Raw genomic sequence first — 16,749 nt, 5'->3', positions numbered from 1 at the left:
GGCGCTATGGAAACCCTGAACTCCAGCCGCTATGCATCACTGCGCAGCTACCGCCGCGACGGTACTGCCGTGGACACCCCGATCTGGTTCCATCTCGACGGCTCAGCCCTGGTGTTCCGCACCAAACGCGGACCCAAGACCGCCCGACTGACCGCCAACCCCGACGTCGAGCTGCGGGTCTGCGACCACAAGGGCCGGGTACCGGCGTCTGCGCCGGTCATCACCGGGCGGGCCAGCATCATGTCCGGACCAGATGCCGAACGCGCCAACGCCGCCCTGCACCGCCGCTACGGTTGGCATTACAACGTGGTGCCCCTGCTGAGAATCCCTGGCATCACCAACGTGCACGCGAAACTGCCACTGCGCGAGAAGCTTCGGCGGGCGCGGGACCGCGGGATCTGGCCCGACAGTGCGATCGTGCGAGTGGACCTGGAGGCGACCGGCTAGCCGCCCAGGCAGCCGGGGCCGAGCAGGGCCTTGAGGTCACCCATCAGTGCCGAGGACGGCGTGACCCGCAGCGATTGATCGAGTTCCAGGGTGGTGATCCGGTCACCGCTGATCAGCCGCAGGTGGACCTGTGAGGTACCGGGATGACGGGCCAGCACCTGCTTGAGCGCGGTCACCTTGTCGATGGTGCACTGCCTAGTGGGCAGACTCACCGCCAGCGGGCGGTCCACCTGGGCGTTCGAAAAGTCGGGAACCACAAGCTCATTGGCGATCAGCGAGATCCGGTCATCCTGGATGCGCACCTTGCCGCCGACGAGAACCACGGCATCGTCGGCGATATCGGCCCCGAACATCGAGTACGTCTGCGGGAAGAACATCACCTCGATACCACCGGTGAGATCTTCCAGCTGCGCTGAGGCCCAGGGCATTCCGTTCTTGTTCACCCGGCGGTTCACACCGGCCAGGATCCCGCCGACCCGAACCTGCGTGTCGTTGGCCACGTCACCGTCAAGAATGGCCGGGATCTGGGTGTCGACCTGGGTGGCCAGCAGGTGCGCGACCCCATTGAGCGGGTGACCGGACACGTACAGGCCCAACATCTCGCGCTCGAGTGCCAGCTTGTGCTTGTCGTCCCACTCCTCGTCAGGAACGCGGATGGTGAACGCCGACTCCCCCATGCCGCTGTCGGTATCCCCGCCACCGAAGAGGTCGAACTGGCCCATCGCCTCGGCCTTCTTGGTGCCCAGCACCGAGTCCACGGCGTCGGTGTGCACCAGGAACAGGCCCTTGCGGGGATGACTCAGCGAATCGAAAGCCCCTGCCTTGATGAGGGATTCGGTGACCTTCTTGTTGCAGGCGGCAATGTCGATCTTGTTGAGGTAGTCCGAGAAGTCGGTGTACTTGCCCTTCTCGGCACGGGTGGCGACCAGGGAACTGACCACGTTGGCGCCGACGTTGCGCACCGCACCCAGACCGAACCGGATGTCGTTGCCCACCGAGGCGAAGTTTTGCACCGACTCGTTGACGTCGGGCGGCAGCACCGTGATGCCCAGGCGTCGGCAGTCGGCGAGGTAAACGGCGGCCTTGTCCTTGTCGTCCCCAACGGAGGTGAGCAGACCGGCCATGTACTCGGCGGGATAGTTGGCCTTGAGGTAGGCAGTCCAGTACGAGACCAGGCCGTAGCCGGCGGCGTGCGACTTGTTGAACGCATAACCCGCGAACGGAAGGATGGTGTCCCACAGGGCCTTCACCGCTTTTTCGGAGAAGCCGTTGGCGGTCATGCCTTCATAGAAGCCCTTGTACTCGGCCTCGAGCACCTCGAGCTTCTTCTTGCCCATGGCCTTTCGCAGCGCATCGGCCTTGCCCATGGTGTAGGAGGCCACCTTCTGGGCGATGAACATGATCTGCTCTTGGTAGACGATCAGGCCGTAGGTCTCGGACAGGATCTCCTTGAGCGGCTCCTCGAGCTCAGGGTGGATCGGCTTGATCGGCTGGCGGCCGTTCTTGCGATCGGCGTAGTCGTTGTGGGCGTTCATGCCCATCGGGCCGGGGCGGTAGAGCGCCAGCACCGCGACGATGTCGTTGAACTCGGTGGGCTGCATGCGGCGCAGCAGGTCGCGCATCGGGCCGCCGTCGAGCTGGAACACGCCCAGCGTGTCACCGCGGCCCAGGAGTTCGTACGCCTTCGGGTCATCCAGCGTCAGGGCGTCCAGGTCGAGATCGATACCGCGGTTGGCCTTGATGTTCTGGATGCAGTCACCGATGATCGTCAGGTTCCGCAGGCCCAGGAAGTCCATCTTCAGCAGGCCGATGGCCTCACACGACGGGTAGTCCCAGCCGGTGATGACGGCGCCGTCCTGCGGGCGTTTCCACAGCGGGATGGCATCGATGAGCGGCTCGGAACTCATGATGACCGCACAGGCATGCACGCCGGCGTTGCGGACCAGCCCCTCCAGCCCGCGCGCAGTCTCGTAGATGGTGCGCACGTCCGGGTCGGTGTCGATCAGGCCGCGGACCTCGGCAGCTTCCTTGTACCGCTCGTGGTTCGGGTCGGTGATCCCCGACAGCGGGATGTCCTTGGCCATGATCGGCGGGGGCAGCGCCTTGGTGATCCGGTCGGCGATGGCGAAGCCGGGCTGCCCGTAGTGCACCCGCGCCGAATCCTTCAGTGCCGCTTTGGTTTTGATGGTGCCAAAAGTGATGACCTGGGCAACCCGGTCGCTCCCCCACTTCTCGGCGGCGTAGCGCACCATCTCACCGCGGCGACGGTCGTCGAAGTCGATATCGATATCGGGGGCAGACGGCCGCTCCGGGTTGAGGAAGCGCTCGAACAGCAGGCCGTGCGGGATCGGGTCGATATTGGTGATACCCAGCGCGTAGGCGACCAGCGAACCGGCCGCCGACCCACGGCCCGGGCCGACCCAGATGTCGATGGACTTCGCGTAGTTGATCAAGTCCGCGACGATCAGGAAGTAGGACGGGAAACCCTTACCGCAGATGACGTCGATCTCGTAGCTCGCCCGGTCGAGGTACTCCTGCGGCACCTGGTCGGGGAAGCGGCGCCGCAACCCGGCGTCGACCTCGTGACGCAGCCAGGACCCCTGGTCGTGGCCCTCGGGCACCGGGAAGATCGGCATCCGGTCCACCGGGGCCCACACGTCGGCGTAGGACTGCACCCGCTCGGCGATCAGCAGCGTCGAATCGCACGCCCCGGGCACCTCGGCGTCCCACATCGCCCGCATGTCGGCGGCCGACTTCAGGTAGTAGCCGTCACCGTCGAACTTGAACCGGTTCGGGTCCGACAGGGTCTTGCCGGTCTGGATGCACAGCAGCGCCTCGTGGTTCTGGGAGGCGTCGCGGGTGACGTAGTGGCAGTCGTTGGTGGCCAGCGGCCGGATCCCCAGTTGGCGGCCCACCTCCAGCAGGCCCTCCCGCACCCGGCGCTCGATGGACAGTCCGTGGTCCATCAGCTCGAGGAAGAAGTTCTCCGGGCCGAAGATCTCCCGCCACTTGGCCGCAGCCTCCAGCGCCTCGCGCTCGTGGCCCAGCCGTAGCCGGGTCTGCACCTCGCCGGACGGGCAGCCGGTGGTGGCGATGATGCCCTCGGCGTGCTCGGCGATGATCTCGGCATCCATCCGCGACCACTTGCCCAGCTGGCCCTCGAACGAGGCCAGCGAGGACAGTTTGAACAGGTTGCGCAGGCCGGTGGCATTCTCGGCCATCATCGTCATGTGGGTGTAGGAGCCGCTGCCCGAGACGTCGTCGCTCTTCTGGCCGGGATCACCCCACAGGATGCGGCGGGTGTCGAAACGCGAACCGGGCGCGATGTAGGCCTCGACGCCGATGATCGGCTTGATCCCCACCTTGGTGGCCGCGTTGTAGAACTCGCTGGCCCCGAACATGTTTCCGTGGTCGGTCATGCCGATGGCGGGCATCTCCAGGCGCTGCGCCTCGAGGAGCATGGGCGTGATCTTCGCCGCACCGTCGAGCATCGAGTACTCGGTGTGGTTGTGCAGGTGCACGAAGGAGTCGTTGTTGCCCATAGGCCCGTCAGTCTAGGGGCGCCGACCGACACGTTCGGGCGTGTCGCGGCACGTGTCCCGCGGCGAGTTCACCCCCCCCCACCCGGGTCAGGCCTCGTCACGCAGCATCCGGGCGATTTCCTTGGCCTGTTCGGCGGTCACCTCACCGGACAACTGCAGCACCTGACCGTCGATCGGCTCGGTGATCTTGGGTCCCCAGACGACGATCCCGGACCGCACGAACGCGACCTGCTGATTGAGGTGCGCGGCCGTGTAGCGGGCGAAATCCGCGGTGGACTCGTTGGTCATGGTGATCTGCACCATCTGCTTGCCGGTCAGCGGGTTCAGGAACGCGTCGACGTCGGTGAGCTGGATGCGAAGATCCTCCGGCGCCAGGTCATAGACGGCGGTCTTGGTGATGTCGCAGGTGCGCAGCGGCTGGTCCGGCGGTGTGGGCGGCGGTGGCACGCAATCCTCCGGCTTGATCACGAACGCGCCGTTGACCGGCCGCAGCGCCAGCGGCTTGATGGTCAGCACCGGTGTGGTCGTCGTGGTCGTGATCGGGGTGCTCTGCTGGTTCTTGGTCATCGCCGGTGCCAGCAGCACACCCAGCACCGGAAGCACGATCGCCGCGGCGGCCAGCGCCGCGGTGATGGCGATCAGGATCCGCCGGTTACGGCGACTGGTCTCGGTCATCGGTTCCTCGGGCTCGGTGCTGGGACTGTCCCGTGAAGCTACCGGAGCGGCGCAGCGCGTCGCCGCTGAACACGGCCAGCGCCACCCAGATCAGCGCGAAGCCGACCCAGCGGGCCGGCGGCATGGGCTCGTGCCCGACGACCACCCCCCACGTCATCTGCATCGCCGGGGTCAGATACATCAGCAGACCCAACGTCACCAAGGGCAGGCGCTGGGCGGCGGCCGCGAAGAACAGCAGCGGGATCGCCGTCAACGGACCTGACAACACGGTCAGCGCCACGTGCCCGGCACCGTGGGTGGTGAACTGGCCGTGCCCGGTCAGCCCGATCACCGCGAGGTAGGCGATCGCACACGGGGCGGCGATCCCGGCCTCCAGCCCCACGCTGACCCGCGGATCGACCGGCACCACCTTCTTCACCGCGCCGTACAGCCCGAAGGTGAGCGCCAGCCCGAGCGCGATCAGCGGCGGCCCACCCACCTCGACGCCGAGCAAGATCACCGCCGCCAGCGCGATCAGCACCGCGGCGGTCTGGGCCCGGCTCAGTCGCTCCCGGAAGAGGACCACACCCAGTAGGACGCTGACCAACGGGTTGATGAAATACCCGAGCGCGGCATCGACGACGTGGCCGTTGTTCACGGCGTAGACGTAGATGAGCCAGTTGGCCGACACCAGCGCAGAGGCACAGATCAGCTGCAGCCAGGTGCGCCCGGTGATGGTGCGAATGTCGGCCAGCCGGCGCATCACCACCAGCACGGCGACCATCAGCAGCAGGGTCCACACGATGCGGTGTGCCAGGACCTCAAGCGCGCCAGCGGGTTTCAGCAGCGGGAAGAACGCCGGGAACAACCCCCACGAGGCGTAGGCGCCGATCCCGAACAGCAGGCCCTGCGACGTCGACTTCTGCTGCCCCGGCGACGTCACGAGTCGGCGCGCAACACGTCCAGTGCGTGCTGCAGATCCGCCGGATAGGGGCTGGTGATCTCGATACGCCTGCCGTCGGCGGGATGGGCGAAGGCCAGTGAGCGGGCGTGCAGCCACTGCCGCTCCAGACCGAGCCGCTTGGCCAGCACCGGATCGGCGCCGTAGGTCAGATCGCCCGCGCAGGGATGATGCAGCGCCGAGAAGTGCACCCGGATTTGATGGGTGCGGCCGGTCTCCAGGTGGATGTCGAGAAGGCTTGCCGCCCGGAACATCTCGACGGTGTCGTAGTGGGTGATGCTGTGCCTGCCGGTCTCGGTGACCGCGAACTTCCAGTCATGGCCGCGGTGCCTGCCGATCGGCGCGTCGATGGTGCCGCTGGAGGGATCCGGATGTCCCTGCACCACGGCGTGATACCGCTTGTCGACGGTCCGCTGCTTGAACGCCCGCTTGAGCAGGGTGTACGCCCGCTCGGAGAGCGCCACGACCATCACCCCGGAGGTGCCGACGTCGAGGCGGTGCACGATGCCCTGGCGCTCATGGATCCCCGAGGTGCTGATCCGAAAGCCGGCCGCGGCCAGGCCGCCGAGCACGGTGGGGCCGTGCCAGCCGACGGTGGCGTGGGCGGCCACCCCCGGCGGTTTGTCGACGGCGACGATGTCGTCGTCGGAATACAGGATCGTCATGCCCTCGATCTCGACGGGCGTGTTCTCCGGCGGCGCGGGTGGTTCGGGCAACGTCACGCGCAGCCACGCCCCGGCTTCCAGTCGGTCGGACTTGCCGACCACGACACCGTCGATCTCCACCCCGCCGTCCTCGGCGATCGCCGCAGCAGCGGTGCGGGACAGGCCCAGCAGTCTGGACAGCCCCGCGTCGACGCGCATACCGGCCAGACCCTCGGGGACCGGCATCGACCGTTCGGTCATCAGGACGTGGACTCGTCGGTCGCCGAGCCGGTGCGCCTACCGGTGGTATCGAAGTCATAGCCGAACAGCGACAACCCGACCAGCAGGATGGCGCCGCCGACCACGGCCGGGTCGGCCACGTTGAACACCGGCCACCAGCCGATGGAGAGGAAGTCGACGACGTGGCCGCGCAGCGGGCCCGGCGAACGGAAGAACCGGTCGACCAGGTTGCCCAGCGCGCCGCCCAGGATCATGCCCAGCCCGACCGCCCACCACGGGTTCACCAACCGCCGGCCCATCCAGAAGATGCCGACCACCACGCCGGTGGCGACCAGGGTCAGTACCCAGGTGTAGCCGGTGGCCATCGAGAAGGCCGCGCCGGAGTTGCGCACCAGCGTCCAGGTCACTGTGTCGCCGATGATCGACACCGGCTGGCCCGGGGTGAGCAGCTTGACCGCGAGCACCTTGGTCACCACGTCCAGGGCCAGGACCACACCCGCGACCGACAGCAGCAACGTCAACCGGCGTCGCACCGGCGGTCGGCCGGTCTGCTCCCCGGCCGCCTCGGTCACCGGTTCGGTGCCTCCCGTGGTTTCCTCGCTCACGCCCCCATCATTCCCTAGCCTGCTCCGCCGGCCACGCCCCGGCCGATGCTGACATGATGTCGGCATGCCCCGACTCGTCGTCGTGACCACCGGCGGGACGATCGCGACCAGCGCCGACGCGCACGGCGTGCTGCGTCCGGTGCACCGCGGCGCCGCACTGACCGCGGGCACCGGCGCCGAGACCGTCGACGTGCTCAACGTCGATTCCTCGCGGCTCACGCCGGCGGATTGGCTGACGATCTCGGCGGCGGTGACGGCGGCTGCCGACGGCGGCGCCGACGGCGTCGTCGTCACCCACGGCACCGACTCTCTGGAGGAGACGGCGCTCTGGCTGGCGCTGACCTACACCGGGTCGGTGCCCGTGGTGCTGACCGGGGCGGCCCGCTCGGCCGACTCCCCCGACGCCGACGGCCCCGGGAATCTGCGCGACGCCCTGGCCGTGGCCGCCAGCCCGCAGGCCCGTGAGCCGGGCGTCCTGATCTGCTTTGCCGGATCGGTGTTCGCGCCGCTGGGCACCACGAAGGTGGGCGGTGCCAGACTGTTCGGCGGCAGCGTGCTCGGGACCGTGCACGACGGGACGGTGTCGATCAGCGGCCGGGCGGATCGTCCGATCCTGGGCGCCGTGCGGGATGTGCCTCGGGTGGACATCGTCTCGGCCTACCCGGGTGCCGACGCCGTGGCGATCGACGCGTTCGTCGCGGCCGGAGCCCGTGGCCTGGCGCTCGAGGCGATGGGAGCGGGCAATGCCGGGGTGCCCGTCGTCGACGCGGTGCGGCGGGCCTGCGACGCCGGGGTGGCCGTGGTGGTCACGACCCGGGTGCCGGGTGGGCGCACCGACGCGGTCTACGGTCCCGGCCACGACCTGGTGTCCGCCGGTGCGGTGATGGTGCCGCGACTGCGGACCAGTCAGGCCCGGGTGCTGCTGATGGTGGCGCTGAGTCTGGGTCTACCCGTGGGCGACGTCGTCGGACGCTGGGGCTGACCGGTCCAGGTCAGCCAGAAACTCTGGCCAGTCCAGGCTGTCCACCGGGTTGGCCCGGGCCAGCTCGACGTCCTGGATGGGGAAGGTACGCATCACGCCGGGGCCGCTGCTGCGGGTCTCGAACCGCACGCTGACCACCCCGTGTCCGGCGCCCTGCACCCAGCCGTGACCGAGCTGCCGGTGATGCACGTCGTCGCCGATGCGCCAGCCGCCCGCATCGGGCTCGGGTTCGGCCAGCGGGATCTGGGTGTCGGAGAGCTCGGCCTCCTGCTGGTCCAGGTCGGGGAACAGCGACTCCTGACGGACATCGGAGAGCCCCGAAAAGCCAACGCCGAGAAGCCGAATGGGCCCCACCTCACGCGGGTCGAGCAGCAGCCGGCGGGCGGTGGCGGTCAGGGTACCCATGTCAGCGGTCGCATACGGCAGGGTGGCCGAGCGGGTCAGCGTGCTCATATCGGTCTTCTTGAGCTTGACCGTGACGGTACGGGCACCCCGGCCGTCGCGCTCGAGCCGCCGGTGGGCATGCTCGGCGATGGGGCCAGCGGCCTCACGGAGCTGCTCGATCGTGGTGAGGTCCACGGCGAAGGTGGATTCGGCGCTGATCTGCTTGGCCTCGGCCCGCTCGGCGACCGGCCGGTCATCGATACCGCGGGCCAGCCGGTGCAGCGCGGGCCCGATCGTCGCCCCCAGGATGCTGGCCGCCTCGGTGTCCCGCAGCGCCGCGAGTTGGCCGATGGTCTCGATGCCCAGCCGGTGCAGCTTCTCTTCGGCGACCGGGCCGATGCCCCACAGCCGTCGCACCGGCAGCCCGTCGAGCAGCATTCGTTCCTCGTCGCGGTGGACCACCCGCAGACCGTCCGGCTTGGCCAGATCGGAGGCGATTTTGGCGATCTGCTTGCCCGATCCGGCGCCGACGGAGGCCACCAGTCCGGTCTCCTCCCGGACTCGGCGACGCAGCTGAATGCAGAACTGCTCGACATCCGCGGCGGAGGCGCCCACCAATTCGGCCGGCTCGCCGAACGCCTCGTCGAAGGACAGCTGTTCGAGGACCGGGACCATCGCGCGGACGGTGTCCAGGACGCGACGGCTGGCCACGCCGTAGACCACCCCGCGCGGCGGCAGCACCACGGCTGCGGCACCGACCATGCGGCGGGCTTGATGCATCGGCATGGCCGAGCGGGCTCCGAACACCCGGGCCTCATAGCTGGCGCCGGCCACCACCCCACGGCCACCGAGACCGCCGACCAGGACCGGGCGCCCGCGCAGCGTGGGCCGGGTCAGCTGCTCGACGGATGCGAAGAACGCATCCATGTCGAAATGCAGGACCCAGCGCTCCACGGGTCGATGGTATTGCCACGGGCGGTCAGGCCTTGGCGATCGCCACCCGCACGCCGTCGCCGATCTCGGTGCCGTCGACGGGCTCACCGAACTCGAAGCTGGTCGCCAGGATCTCGCCGGCGATCAGCTCGCGGTGCGTGCGAGCCCAGGCCTCATGGTCGGTGGGCACCGAGATCACGACGCGGATCCGGTCGCTGACCTCCAGGCCGGTCGACTTTCGCAGATCCTGGAGTTCGCGGATGCGGTCCTTGGCCCAGCCCTCGGCCTCCAGCTCCGGGGTGACCGTGCCGTCGAGTACCACCAGGCCGGCGCCGTCCGGCAGGGCTGCGGTCCATTCGGCGTCCGCGGCGACCAGCTTGGCGGTGAACTCCTCGGGAAGCAGCACGGCCGGCCCCGCGGTGAGCGTGCCGTCGGCGTTGAGGACGTAATCGCCGGCCTTGACGGCCTTGATCGCGGCCTGGACATCCTTGCCGATGCGTGGTCCGGCAGCGCGGGCGTTGACCGCGAGCTCGAAGCGGCCGTAGGCGGGCACGTCGTCGGTGAGCTCGACGGCCTTGACGTTCAGCTCGTCGGCGATCAGGTCCGCGAATGGTTCAAGACTCTGCGGATTGTCGACGGCCACAGTCAGTTTCGGCAACGGCAAGCGCACCCGCAGCTTCTTGGCCTTGCGCAGCGAGGACGCCGTCGAGCAGACGTCGCGCACCTGGTCCATGGCGGCCACCAACGCAGGGTCGGCGGGGACGACACCCTCCTGCGGCCAGTCGGTCAGGTGTACCGAGCGCCCGCCGGTGATACCCCGCCAGATCACCTCGGTGGCCATCGGCAGCAGCGGCGCGGCCAGCCTGGTGATCACCTCCAGCACGGTGTGCAGGGTGTCGATGGCATCGGCGTCCTCTTCCCAGAACCGTGACCTCGACCGCCGGACGTACCAGTTGGTCAGCGCCTCGGTGAACTGGCGAAGAAGCTCGCAGGCGCCGGAGATGTCGCAGACGTCCATCGCCGCGGTCAGGTCGTCGCGCAACACGGCCAGCTTGGCGAGGATGTAGCGGTCCAGCACATTGGTCGAATCCGTGCGCCAGGTGCCCTTTTTCGGCGCGTACAGGGTGAGGAAGCTGTAGGCGTTCCACAGTGGCAGCAGCACCTGCCGGACACCTTCGCGGATGCCCTGTTCGGTGACGATCAGGTTGCCGCCGCGCAAGATCGGCGAGGCCATCAGGAACCAGCGCATGGCATCGGAGCCGTCGCGGTCGAAGACCTCGTTGACATCGGGATAGTTGCGCAGCGACTTGCTCATCTTCGCGCCGTCATTGCCCAGCACGATGCCATGCGAGACACAGGTTTTGAACGCCGGCCTGTCGAACAACGCGGTGGCCAGCACGTGCAGGGTGTAGAACCAGCCGCGGGTCTGCCCGATGTACTCGACGATGAAGTCGCCCGGGAAGTGTGCGTCCTCACCGTCGCCGCCGGCGAACCACGCGTCGTTCTCGAACGGATAGTGCACCTGGGCGTACGGCATCGAGCCCGAGTCGAACCAGACGTCGAAGACATCCTCGATGCGGCGCATGGTGGAACGGCCGGTGGGATCGTCGGGGTTGGGCCGGGTCAGCTCGTCGATGTAGGGCCGGTGCAGGTTGTCCGGGCGCACCCCGAAGTCATGCTCCAGCTCATCGAGACTGCCGTACACGTCGATCCGCGGATACGCCGGATCGTCGGACACCCACACCGGAATCGGCGTGCCCCAGTAGCGGTTTCGTGAGATCGACCAGTCCCGTGCACCGGAGAGCCACTTGCCGAACTGGCCGTCCTTGACATGTTCGGGGTACCAGGTGATCTCCTGGTTGAGCTCCACCATCCGGTCGCGGAACTCGGTGACCTTGACGAACCACGACGACACCGCGCGGTAGATCAGCGGGTTGCGGCACCGCCAGCAGTGTGGATAGGAGTGCTCGTAGGTCTCGTGGCGGATCAGTACCGGGGCGTTGACCGCGGCCGCGGCGGTGCCGTTCTTGAGGTCCCGGATGATCTGCGGGTTGGCGTCGAACACGTGCTGGCCCTGGTAGTCCGACACCGAGGCGTCGAAGCGGCCCTTGGAGTCCACCGGGGTGACCGGCACGATGCCGACGGTGTCGGTGGTGGCCTTGTCGTCCTCGCCGTAGGCGGGCGCCATATGGACGATCCCGGTGCCGTCCTCGGTGGTCACGAAGTCCCCGCGCAACACCTGGAACGCGTTGGCGGAATCCGCGAAGTAGGGGAACGGCGGCAGGTACCGCAGACCCAGTAGTTGCTCGCCCGGCACCGTGGCCAGGATCTCGGGTTCCGCACCGAGTTCACGGGCATAGGCGGCCAGCCGGGCCTGCGCAAGCACCAGACGCCGATCATCAACGCGCACAACGACATACGTGACGTCCGGATTGACCGCAACGGCCTGGTTGGACGGCAGGGTCCACGGCGTGGTGGTCCAGACCACCAGGTAGGCGCCATCCAGATCGGATCCCGGCGCAGCCACCCGGAAGCCCACGGTGATCGCCGGATCCTGGCGGCTCTGGTAGACGTCGTCGTCCATCCGCAGCTCGTGGCTGGACAGCGGGGTCTCGTCGTTCCAGCAGTACGGCAGGACGCGCACCCCCTCGTACGCCAGGCCCTTGTCCCACAGCTGCTTGAACGCCCAGATCACCGACTCCATGAACGACAGGTCCAGCGTCTTGTAATCGTTGTCGAAATCGACCCAGCGGGCCTGGCGGGTCACATAGTCGCGCCACTCGCCAGTGTATTTGAGCACCGAGGCACGGCAGGCGTCGTTGAACTTCTCGATGCCCATCTCTTCGATCTGCGCCTTGTCGGTGATCCCGAGTTGACGCTGCACCTCGAGTTCGGCGGGCAGCCCGTGGGTGTCCCAGCCGAATCGGCGCTCCACCTTGTAGCCGCGCATGGTGCGGTACCGCGGCACGATGTCCTTGACGTAGCCGGTCAGCAGGTGGCCGTAGTGCGGCAGGCCGTTGGCGAACGGCGGGCCGTCGTAGAAGACGTACTCTTCGGCGTCCGCGCGGTTGGCGATGCTGGCCCGGAAGGTGTCGTCAGCGGCCCAGTAGTCCAGGACCTCATGCTCGAGTGTCGGGAAGTGGGGTGAGCCGCCGACCTTGGGGTAGCCGTTCTCGGTCACGATGTGCGCTCGTCTCCTGTGCCGGATCTCAGGCACGGGGACGACGACGCGCTGGTGCGCGAGCGCCGCGGTACCACCCCGCTTACCCACGAAGGGTCGCTCATTGCAGGCTGTGACGGGCCCGCCCGTTCGGGTCTACTGAGCCCGGTGCACGGGCGGTTCTTCCGAAGGCTCCCCGGTGATGGCCGGATCGGTGCCGATGGAGGAATTCTAGCCGCAGACCGGAGTGATCTCTGACGTGAGCCCGATCAGGCCGAGCCGGAACTGGGCGGCCAGTTCCTCGACCGTGCAGGCATCCAGCCTGCGGCCGTCGTACCACCAATCCATCGCCAGCATCCCGCCAGCCCGGAAGGCCAGCACGCTCAGCGCCGGACCGTCGGTCAGATGCAACGGACCCAGGGCCGGGTCAGGCACCATTCCGAGGAACGAGAACATCACGTCGGCCGGACCGTGGGTGCCCTGCGGCGGGGCCACCAGCGCACGGCGCACCTCGTCCACCATGCCGTCGGCGTCGAGGGTGGACTCCAGCGCACATGCCAGCCGGATGGGATGGACCGCGGTCAGTCCGCCGACCGTCACCACCCCGACACCGATCGTGCGGGCAATGGCCCGGCCCAGCGCCGCCAACAGGAGTTCCTCGAGCCCGACGGCCGTCGATGCCAGCGCTCCGTCCAGCTCGTCGGTCAGATCGCGGCTCAAGGGCACCGCCATCACGACCATGTCTTCCGGTCCCGGCAGACCTGCAATTTCTTCGTCGACTACCCGCACGTTGCTCGACGGGTTGGTCACGGGAGGAGCAACCATGCCCCCACCGTAGCGGGCGATTCCCAAAATCGGGAGACCATTCCCATAACTGTGACGCCAGTGTCAATTAATTCAATTTCGTGCCGCCCCCGGATGCCAATACCCATTACCGGGAGTTCGGGTATCGTGATTTGGTGCCCAGGACTGACGAAAACGGCAGACAGCTCAAAGCGCTCCTCGAGTACCTCCTCGACGGTGACGTCGATGCGAAGGACATCTACGACGCGCTGGGTACGTCCAGCTCGACGTACTATCGCCGGATCAAGGAGCGCGATTATCCGAATGCCGAAGAGCTGCGCCTGGTCTCGGGTCGATTCGGCTTGAACTATCCCGACCTGCAGATTCGATTCGGACTGATGAGCCGGGACGAAGTACGGCAATATGTCGAATCTCCCGCATTTACGGTTACGACAATTAATTCCCGCATGACTTTACGAACTGTCCCCAAACTCTCCGAATTGCGGCCTCGACAAGACGCGCCTCCGCTGTAATATTTGCTGACGTTTATTCGGGGGCAAAGGTAGTCGGAAATGGCCGTTGGTGTTCTCATCACCATGACCTTGGCGTGCATCGCGTGGAGCCTGTGGATCAGGCGGGTCACCTGGAGCTGCCGGTGGGAAGTGGCGGCCACCCTCAACATCGCGCTGCAGGGTGCGGCCATCGCGCTGATGTCACCGCTGGCCTCGCAGACCATCGGGCACCAGCTCCACAACCTCACCGGCAAGTGGAACCTCGAGGACTACCTCGGTCACGACTGCTACATCGTGGCAGCCTCGGCCATCGTCTACAACGCGCTGGGCCGGCTCCAGGACGACCATGCGCTGCGACGAGCGTTCAAGCAGCACGTGGAACGCCCGGCCACGCTGTGCATCCCGCTGCTGCTGGCCACGTTCTCCCTCGGCAACGGCGCGAAGATCTACCGCGACGACTTCTTCCAGGTTCCCACCGACTTCTGGCTGTCCACCTACTGGCTGCTGCTCTGCGGCACGCTCATCTACCTGCTGGTGTACGGATCGCGGGCCCTGCTGATCCTGCGCAAGGATCCCCGCTCGCGGTTGATCGCCAACGTCTACCTGCTGGCCTCGGCATCCGGCATTCTCGCCTGCTCCATCCGGATCATCACCGCCTACGTGCCGCCGTTCCAGTCGCTGGCGGGTGCAAACCTGGTGTGGTTGTTCGCGTGCTTGTGCGGCACCGGGTTCGCGCTGGCCTCCGCACACTCGTGGCGGATCAAGCAGAAGTGGTTCTCCACCACCTCGCAGTGACCGCCGCGGGGACACCGGCCGGTGCCCGCAGTTGTGATCTAATCGCAGATGCGCAGGCCCGGGCCGCGCAGATCATCCGTCGAACACAGGTATCGGTCAATGAAATTCGCCGTGGCGGTCCACGGGACGCGGGGGGATATCGAACCCTGTGCCGCCGTTGCCCTCGAACTCGTGCGCCGCGGCCACCAGGTCCAGATGGCGGTACCGCCCAACCTGGTCGGCTTCGTCGAGTCCGCCGGGCTGGGGCCGGCCCTGCCCTACGGGGTGGACTCCCAGAAGCAGATCGAAGCCGAGGTGTTCACCGACTGGTGGAAGGTCGGCAACCCGATCTCGGTGTTCCGTCAGGCCCGGGAGTACGTCAGCGACGGCTGGGCGCAGATGAACGAGGCGCTGACCACCATCTCCGAGGGCGCCGACCTGATCCTGACCGGCACCACCTACCAGGAGGTCGCGGCCAACGTCGCCGAGTACCGGCACGTCCCGCTGGCCGCCCTGCACTACTTCCCGTGCCGCCCCAACAGTCACACCCTGCCCGTTCCGGTTCCCGGCCCGCTGCTGGGGCCGGCCTGGTCCGTCGTCGAGTGGGGCCACTGGCGGTTGTACAAGAGCGCCGAGGACGACCAGCGTCGCACCCTGGGGTTGGCCAAGGCGACGACCCGCGGCGTCCGGCGCATTGTCGACGGCGGCGCCCTGGAGATCCAGGCCTACGACCCGGTGTTCTTTCCGGGACTCTCCGAGGAGTGGTCGGGCAAGCGCCCGCTGATCGGCTCCCTGACGATGGCGCTGCCGACCGCGGTCGATGACGCCGTCGGCTCCTGGATCGGCGCCGGCTCACCACCGATTTACTTCGGCTGGGGCAGCATGCCCGTCGACTCCCCCGCCGACGCCGTCGCGATGATCACCGACGTCTGCGCCGAACTCGGTGAGCGCGCGCTGATCTGCACCGGCGTGTGGGACGTCGCCGACGTTCCGGACACCGACCAGGTGAAGGTCGTGGCGTCGGTGAACCATTCCGCGGTGTTCCCGCTGTGCCGGGCCATCGTCCACCATGGCGGCGCCGGCACCACATCGGCCAGCGTCCGCTCCGGTGTCCCCACCCTGATCCTGTGGGTCGGGGCCGATCAGCCGGTCTGGGCAAATCAGGTGTCACGGCTGAAAGTCGGCGCGGCCCGACGGTTCACGGCGACCACCAAAGACACCCTGCTCACCGACCTGAAGACCGTTCTCGCACCGGAATACGCCGCCCGGGCTCGGGCCGTCGCGGCCCGGATGACACCGCCGTCGGCCAGCGTGGCCACCGCCGCCGACCTGCTGGAAGCGGCCGCCCGCAAACACCGCGGCGGCTAGTCGGCGAATCGGACGCCGCGCCCCGACAAGGTAAAGTCAGCAGCCATGTGGACGACCGTGCTGGTGCTCGCCATCGCGGTCAATTTCGAACCGACCCGCATCGGCATGATCGCCCTGATGCTCACCCGGCGTCATCCCATCCGCCAGCTGCTGATCTTTATGCTGAGCGGCGTCACCCTCAGCGCCAGCGTCGGACTGCTCGTGCTGTTCGTGTTCCACCGCGGGCTGTTCGGGCCCACCAACTTCAACGGCTCCAAGATCCAGATCGGCATCGGGATCGCCGTTCTGGTGATCGCCGCGATCCTGGGCAGCAACATTCCACTCGGCCGCCTGGCGCGAAACCCGCTGGCTCCACCGGACCCGGCCGACGAGGACGGCTCGGCCGACGTCCCGACGACCACCACCGGCCGGGTGGCGATCCGCGCCAAGAACATCATTCACGGCGAATCACATTGGTTCTCCAGCTTTGCCGGCCTCGGGCTGGCCATGCCCGGCGTCGAATACATGGCGCTGCTGGCGCTGATCATCGCCTCCAACGAACCACCCGCGATGCAGGCGCTGGCGCTGTTCGTGTTCCTGTTCCTGGCCAACGTCATCTCGGCGGTGCCGCTGGTGAGCTACCTGATCGCCCCCCAGCGCACGGCCGCCCGGGTGCAGGCGTTCAACACCTGGATCCGGGCCCGCACCCGGTGGCAGGCCGCGCTGGTCCTCGGCGTGGTGGGCACCATCCTGCTGGTCGCCGGGATCGCCAGCCTCTGAG

At 67.7% G+C, this 16,749-nt stretch carries 14 protein-coding genes; 6 read left to right on the top strand and 8 right to left on the bottom strand.

The features are described from left to right. Positions 1-6: 6 nt before the first annotated feature. The gene (locus tag G6N35_RS05530; RefSeq protein WP_163803346.1) at positions 7-447 is read left to right on the top strand and encodes a PPOX class F420-dependent oxidoreductase; all 441 of its coding nucleotides are present in this window, start codon (positions 7-9) and stop codon (positions 445-447) included. On the opposite strand, the gene dnaE is transcribed toward G6N35_RS05530, so the two are convergent. From dnaE to lspA, 5 genes are all read right to left on the bottom strand, one after another. Continuing rightward, complete coding sequence (gene dnaE, locus G6N35_RS05525; protein WP_163803345.1) at positions 444-3,989, bottom strand: DNA polymerase III subunit alpha; 3,546 nt, start codon at positions 3,987-3,989, stop codon at positions 444-446. The genes G6N35_RS05530 and dnaE overlap by 4 nt on opposite strands. 87 nt (positions 3,990-4,076) lie before the next feature. After that, entirely contained in the window at positions 4,077-4,664 is a 588-nt protein-coding gene (locus tag G6N35_RS05520; protein WP_163803344.1) for a SecDF P1 head subdomain-containing protein, read from the bottom strand. Continuing rightward, the gene (rarD, locus tag G6N35_RS05515; RefSeq protein ID WP_163803343.1) at positions 4,642-5,586 is read right to left on the bottom strand and encodes an EamA family transporter RarD; all 945 of its coding nucleotides are present in this window, start codon (positions 5,584-5,586) and stop codon (positions 4,642-4,644) included. Before rarD ends, G6N35_RS05520 begins: the two co-directional genes overlap by 23 nt. Further along, positions 5,583-6,509, bottom strand: coding sequence for an RluA family pseudouridine synthase (locus G6N35_RS05510; RefSeq protein WP_163803342.1), 927 nt, complete (start codon positions 6,507-6,509; stop codon positions 5,583-5,585). Before G6N35_RS05510 ends, rarD begins: the two co-directional genes overlap by 4 nt. Beyond that, positions 6,509-7,093 carry a signal peptidase II gene (lspA, locus tag G6N35_RS05505; protein WP_163803341.1) on the bottom strand — a complete coding sequence of 195 codons (585 nt, stop codon included), beginning with the start codon at positions 7,091-7,093 and terminating at the stop codon, positions 6,509-6,511. Before lspA ends, G6N35_RS05510 begins: the two co-directional genes overlap by 1 nt. Positions 7,094-7,157: 64 nt before the next feature. On the opposite strand from lspA, the gene G6N35_RS05500 reads away from it, so the two are divergent. Then, on the top strand, positions 7,158-8,075 hold the full coding sequence (locus G6N35_RS05500; protein WP_163803340.1) for an asparaginase: 918 nt from the start codon (positions 7,158-7,160) through the stop codon (positions 8,073-8,075). Here the strand turns inward: G6N35_RS05500 and G6N35_RS05495 are convergent. From G6N35_RS05495 to G6N35_RS05485, 3 genes are all read right to left on the bottom strand, one after another. Further along, the gene (locus G6N35_RS05495; RefSeq protein ID WP_163803339.1) at positions 8,040-9,413 is read right to left on the bottom strand and encodes a DNA polymerase IV; all 1,374 of its coding nucleotides are present in this window, start codon (positions 9,411-9,413) and stop codon (positions 8,040-8,042) included. The two genes, G6N35_RS05500 and G6N35_RS05495, sit on opposite strands and share 36 nt — an antisense overlap. 25 nt (positions 9,414-9,438) lie before the next feature. Continuing rightward, on the bottom strand, positions 9,439-12,573 hold the full coding sequence (gene ileS / locus G6N35_RS05490) for an isoleucine--tRNA ligase (protein ID WP_163803338.1): 3,135 nt from the start codon (positions 12,571-12,573) through the stop codon (positions 9,439-9,441). A 210-nt stretch (positions 12,574-12,783) separates the two neighbouring features. Next, positions 12,784-13,377 carry a hypothetical protein gene (locus G6N35_RS05485; RefSeq protein WP_163803337.1) on the bottom strand — a complete coding sequence of 198 codons (594 nt, stop codon included), beginning with the start codon at positions 13,375-13,377 and terminating at the stop codon, positions 12,784-12,786. Positions 13,378-13,511: 134 nt separating this feature from the next. Between G6N35_RS05485 and G6N35_RS05480 the strand changes: the two genes are divergently transcribed. From G6N35_RS05480 to G6N35_RS05465, 4 genes are all read left to right on the top strand, one after another. Continuing rightward, positions 13,512-13,868: an XRE family transcriptional regulator gene (locus G6N35_RS05480; RefSeq protein ID WP_163803336.1), complete on the top strand. Its 357-nt coding sequence runs from the start codon at positions 13,512-13,514 to the stop codon at positions 13,866-13,868. 39 nt (positions 13,869-13,907) lie between these two features. Further along, positions 13,908-14,642, top strand: coding sequence for a hypothetical protein (locus G6N35_RS05475; RefSeq protein ID WP_163803335.1), 735 nt, complete (start codon positions 13,908-13,910; stop codon positions 14,640-14,642). A gap of 99 nt (positions 14,643-14,741) precedes the next feature. Beyond that, the gene (locus G6N35_RS05470; protein WP_163803334.1) at positions 14,742-15,989 is read left to right on the top strand and encodes a glycosyltransferase; all 1,248 of its coding nucleotides are present in this window, start codon (positions 14,742-14,744) and stop codon (positions 15,987-15,989) included. 45 nt (positions 15,990-16,034) lie between these two features. Then, positions 16,035-16,748, top strand: a complete 714-nt coding sequence (locus G6N35_RS05465) for a GAP family protein (protein WP_163803333.1) — start codon at positions 16,035-16,037, stop codon at positions 16,746-16,748. Position 16,749: the final 1 nt, after the last annotated feature.

Origin of the sequence: Mycolicibacterium anyangense (assembly GCF_010731855.1) — a bacterium.
Lineage (GTDB): Bacteria > Actinomycetota > Actinomycetes > Mycobacteriales > Mycobacteriaceae > Mycobacterium > Mycobacterium anyangense.
This window is presented reverse-complemented; position numbering and strand designations above follow the sequence as displayed.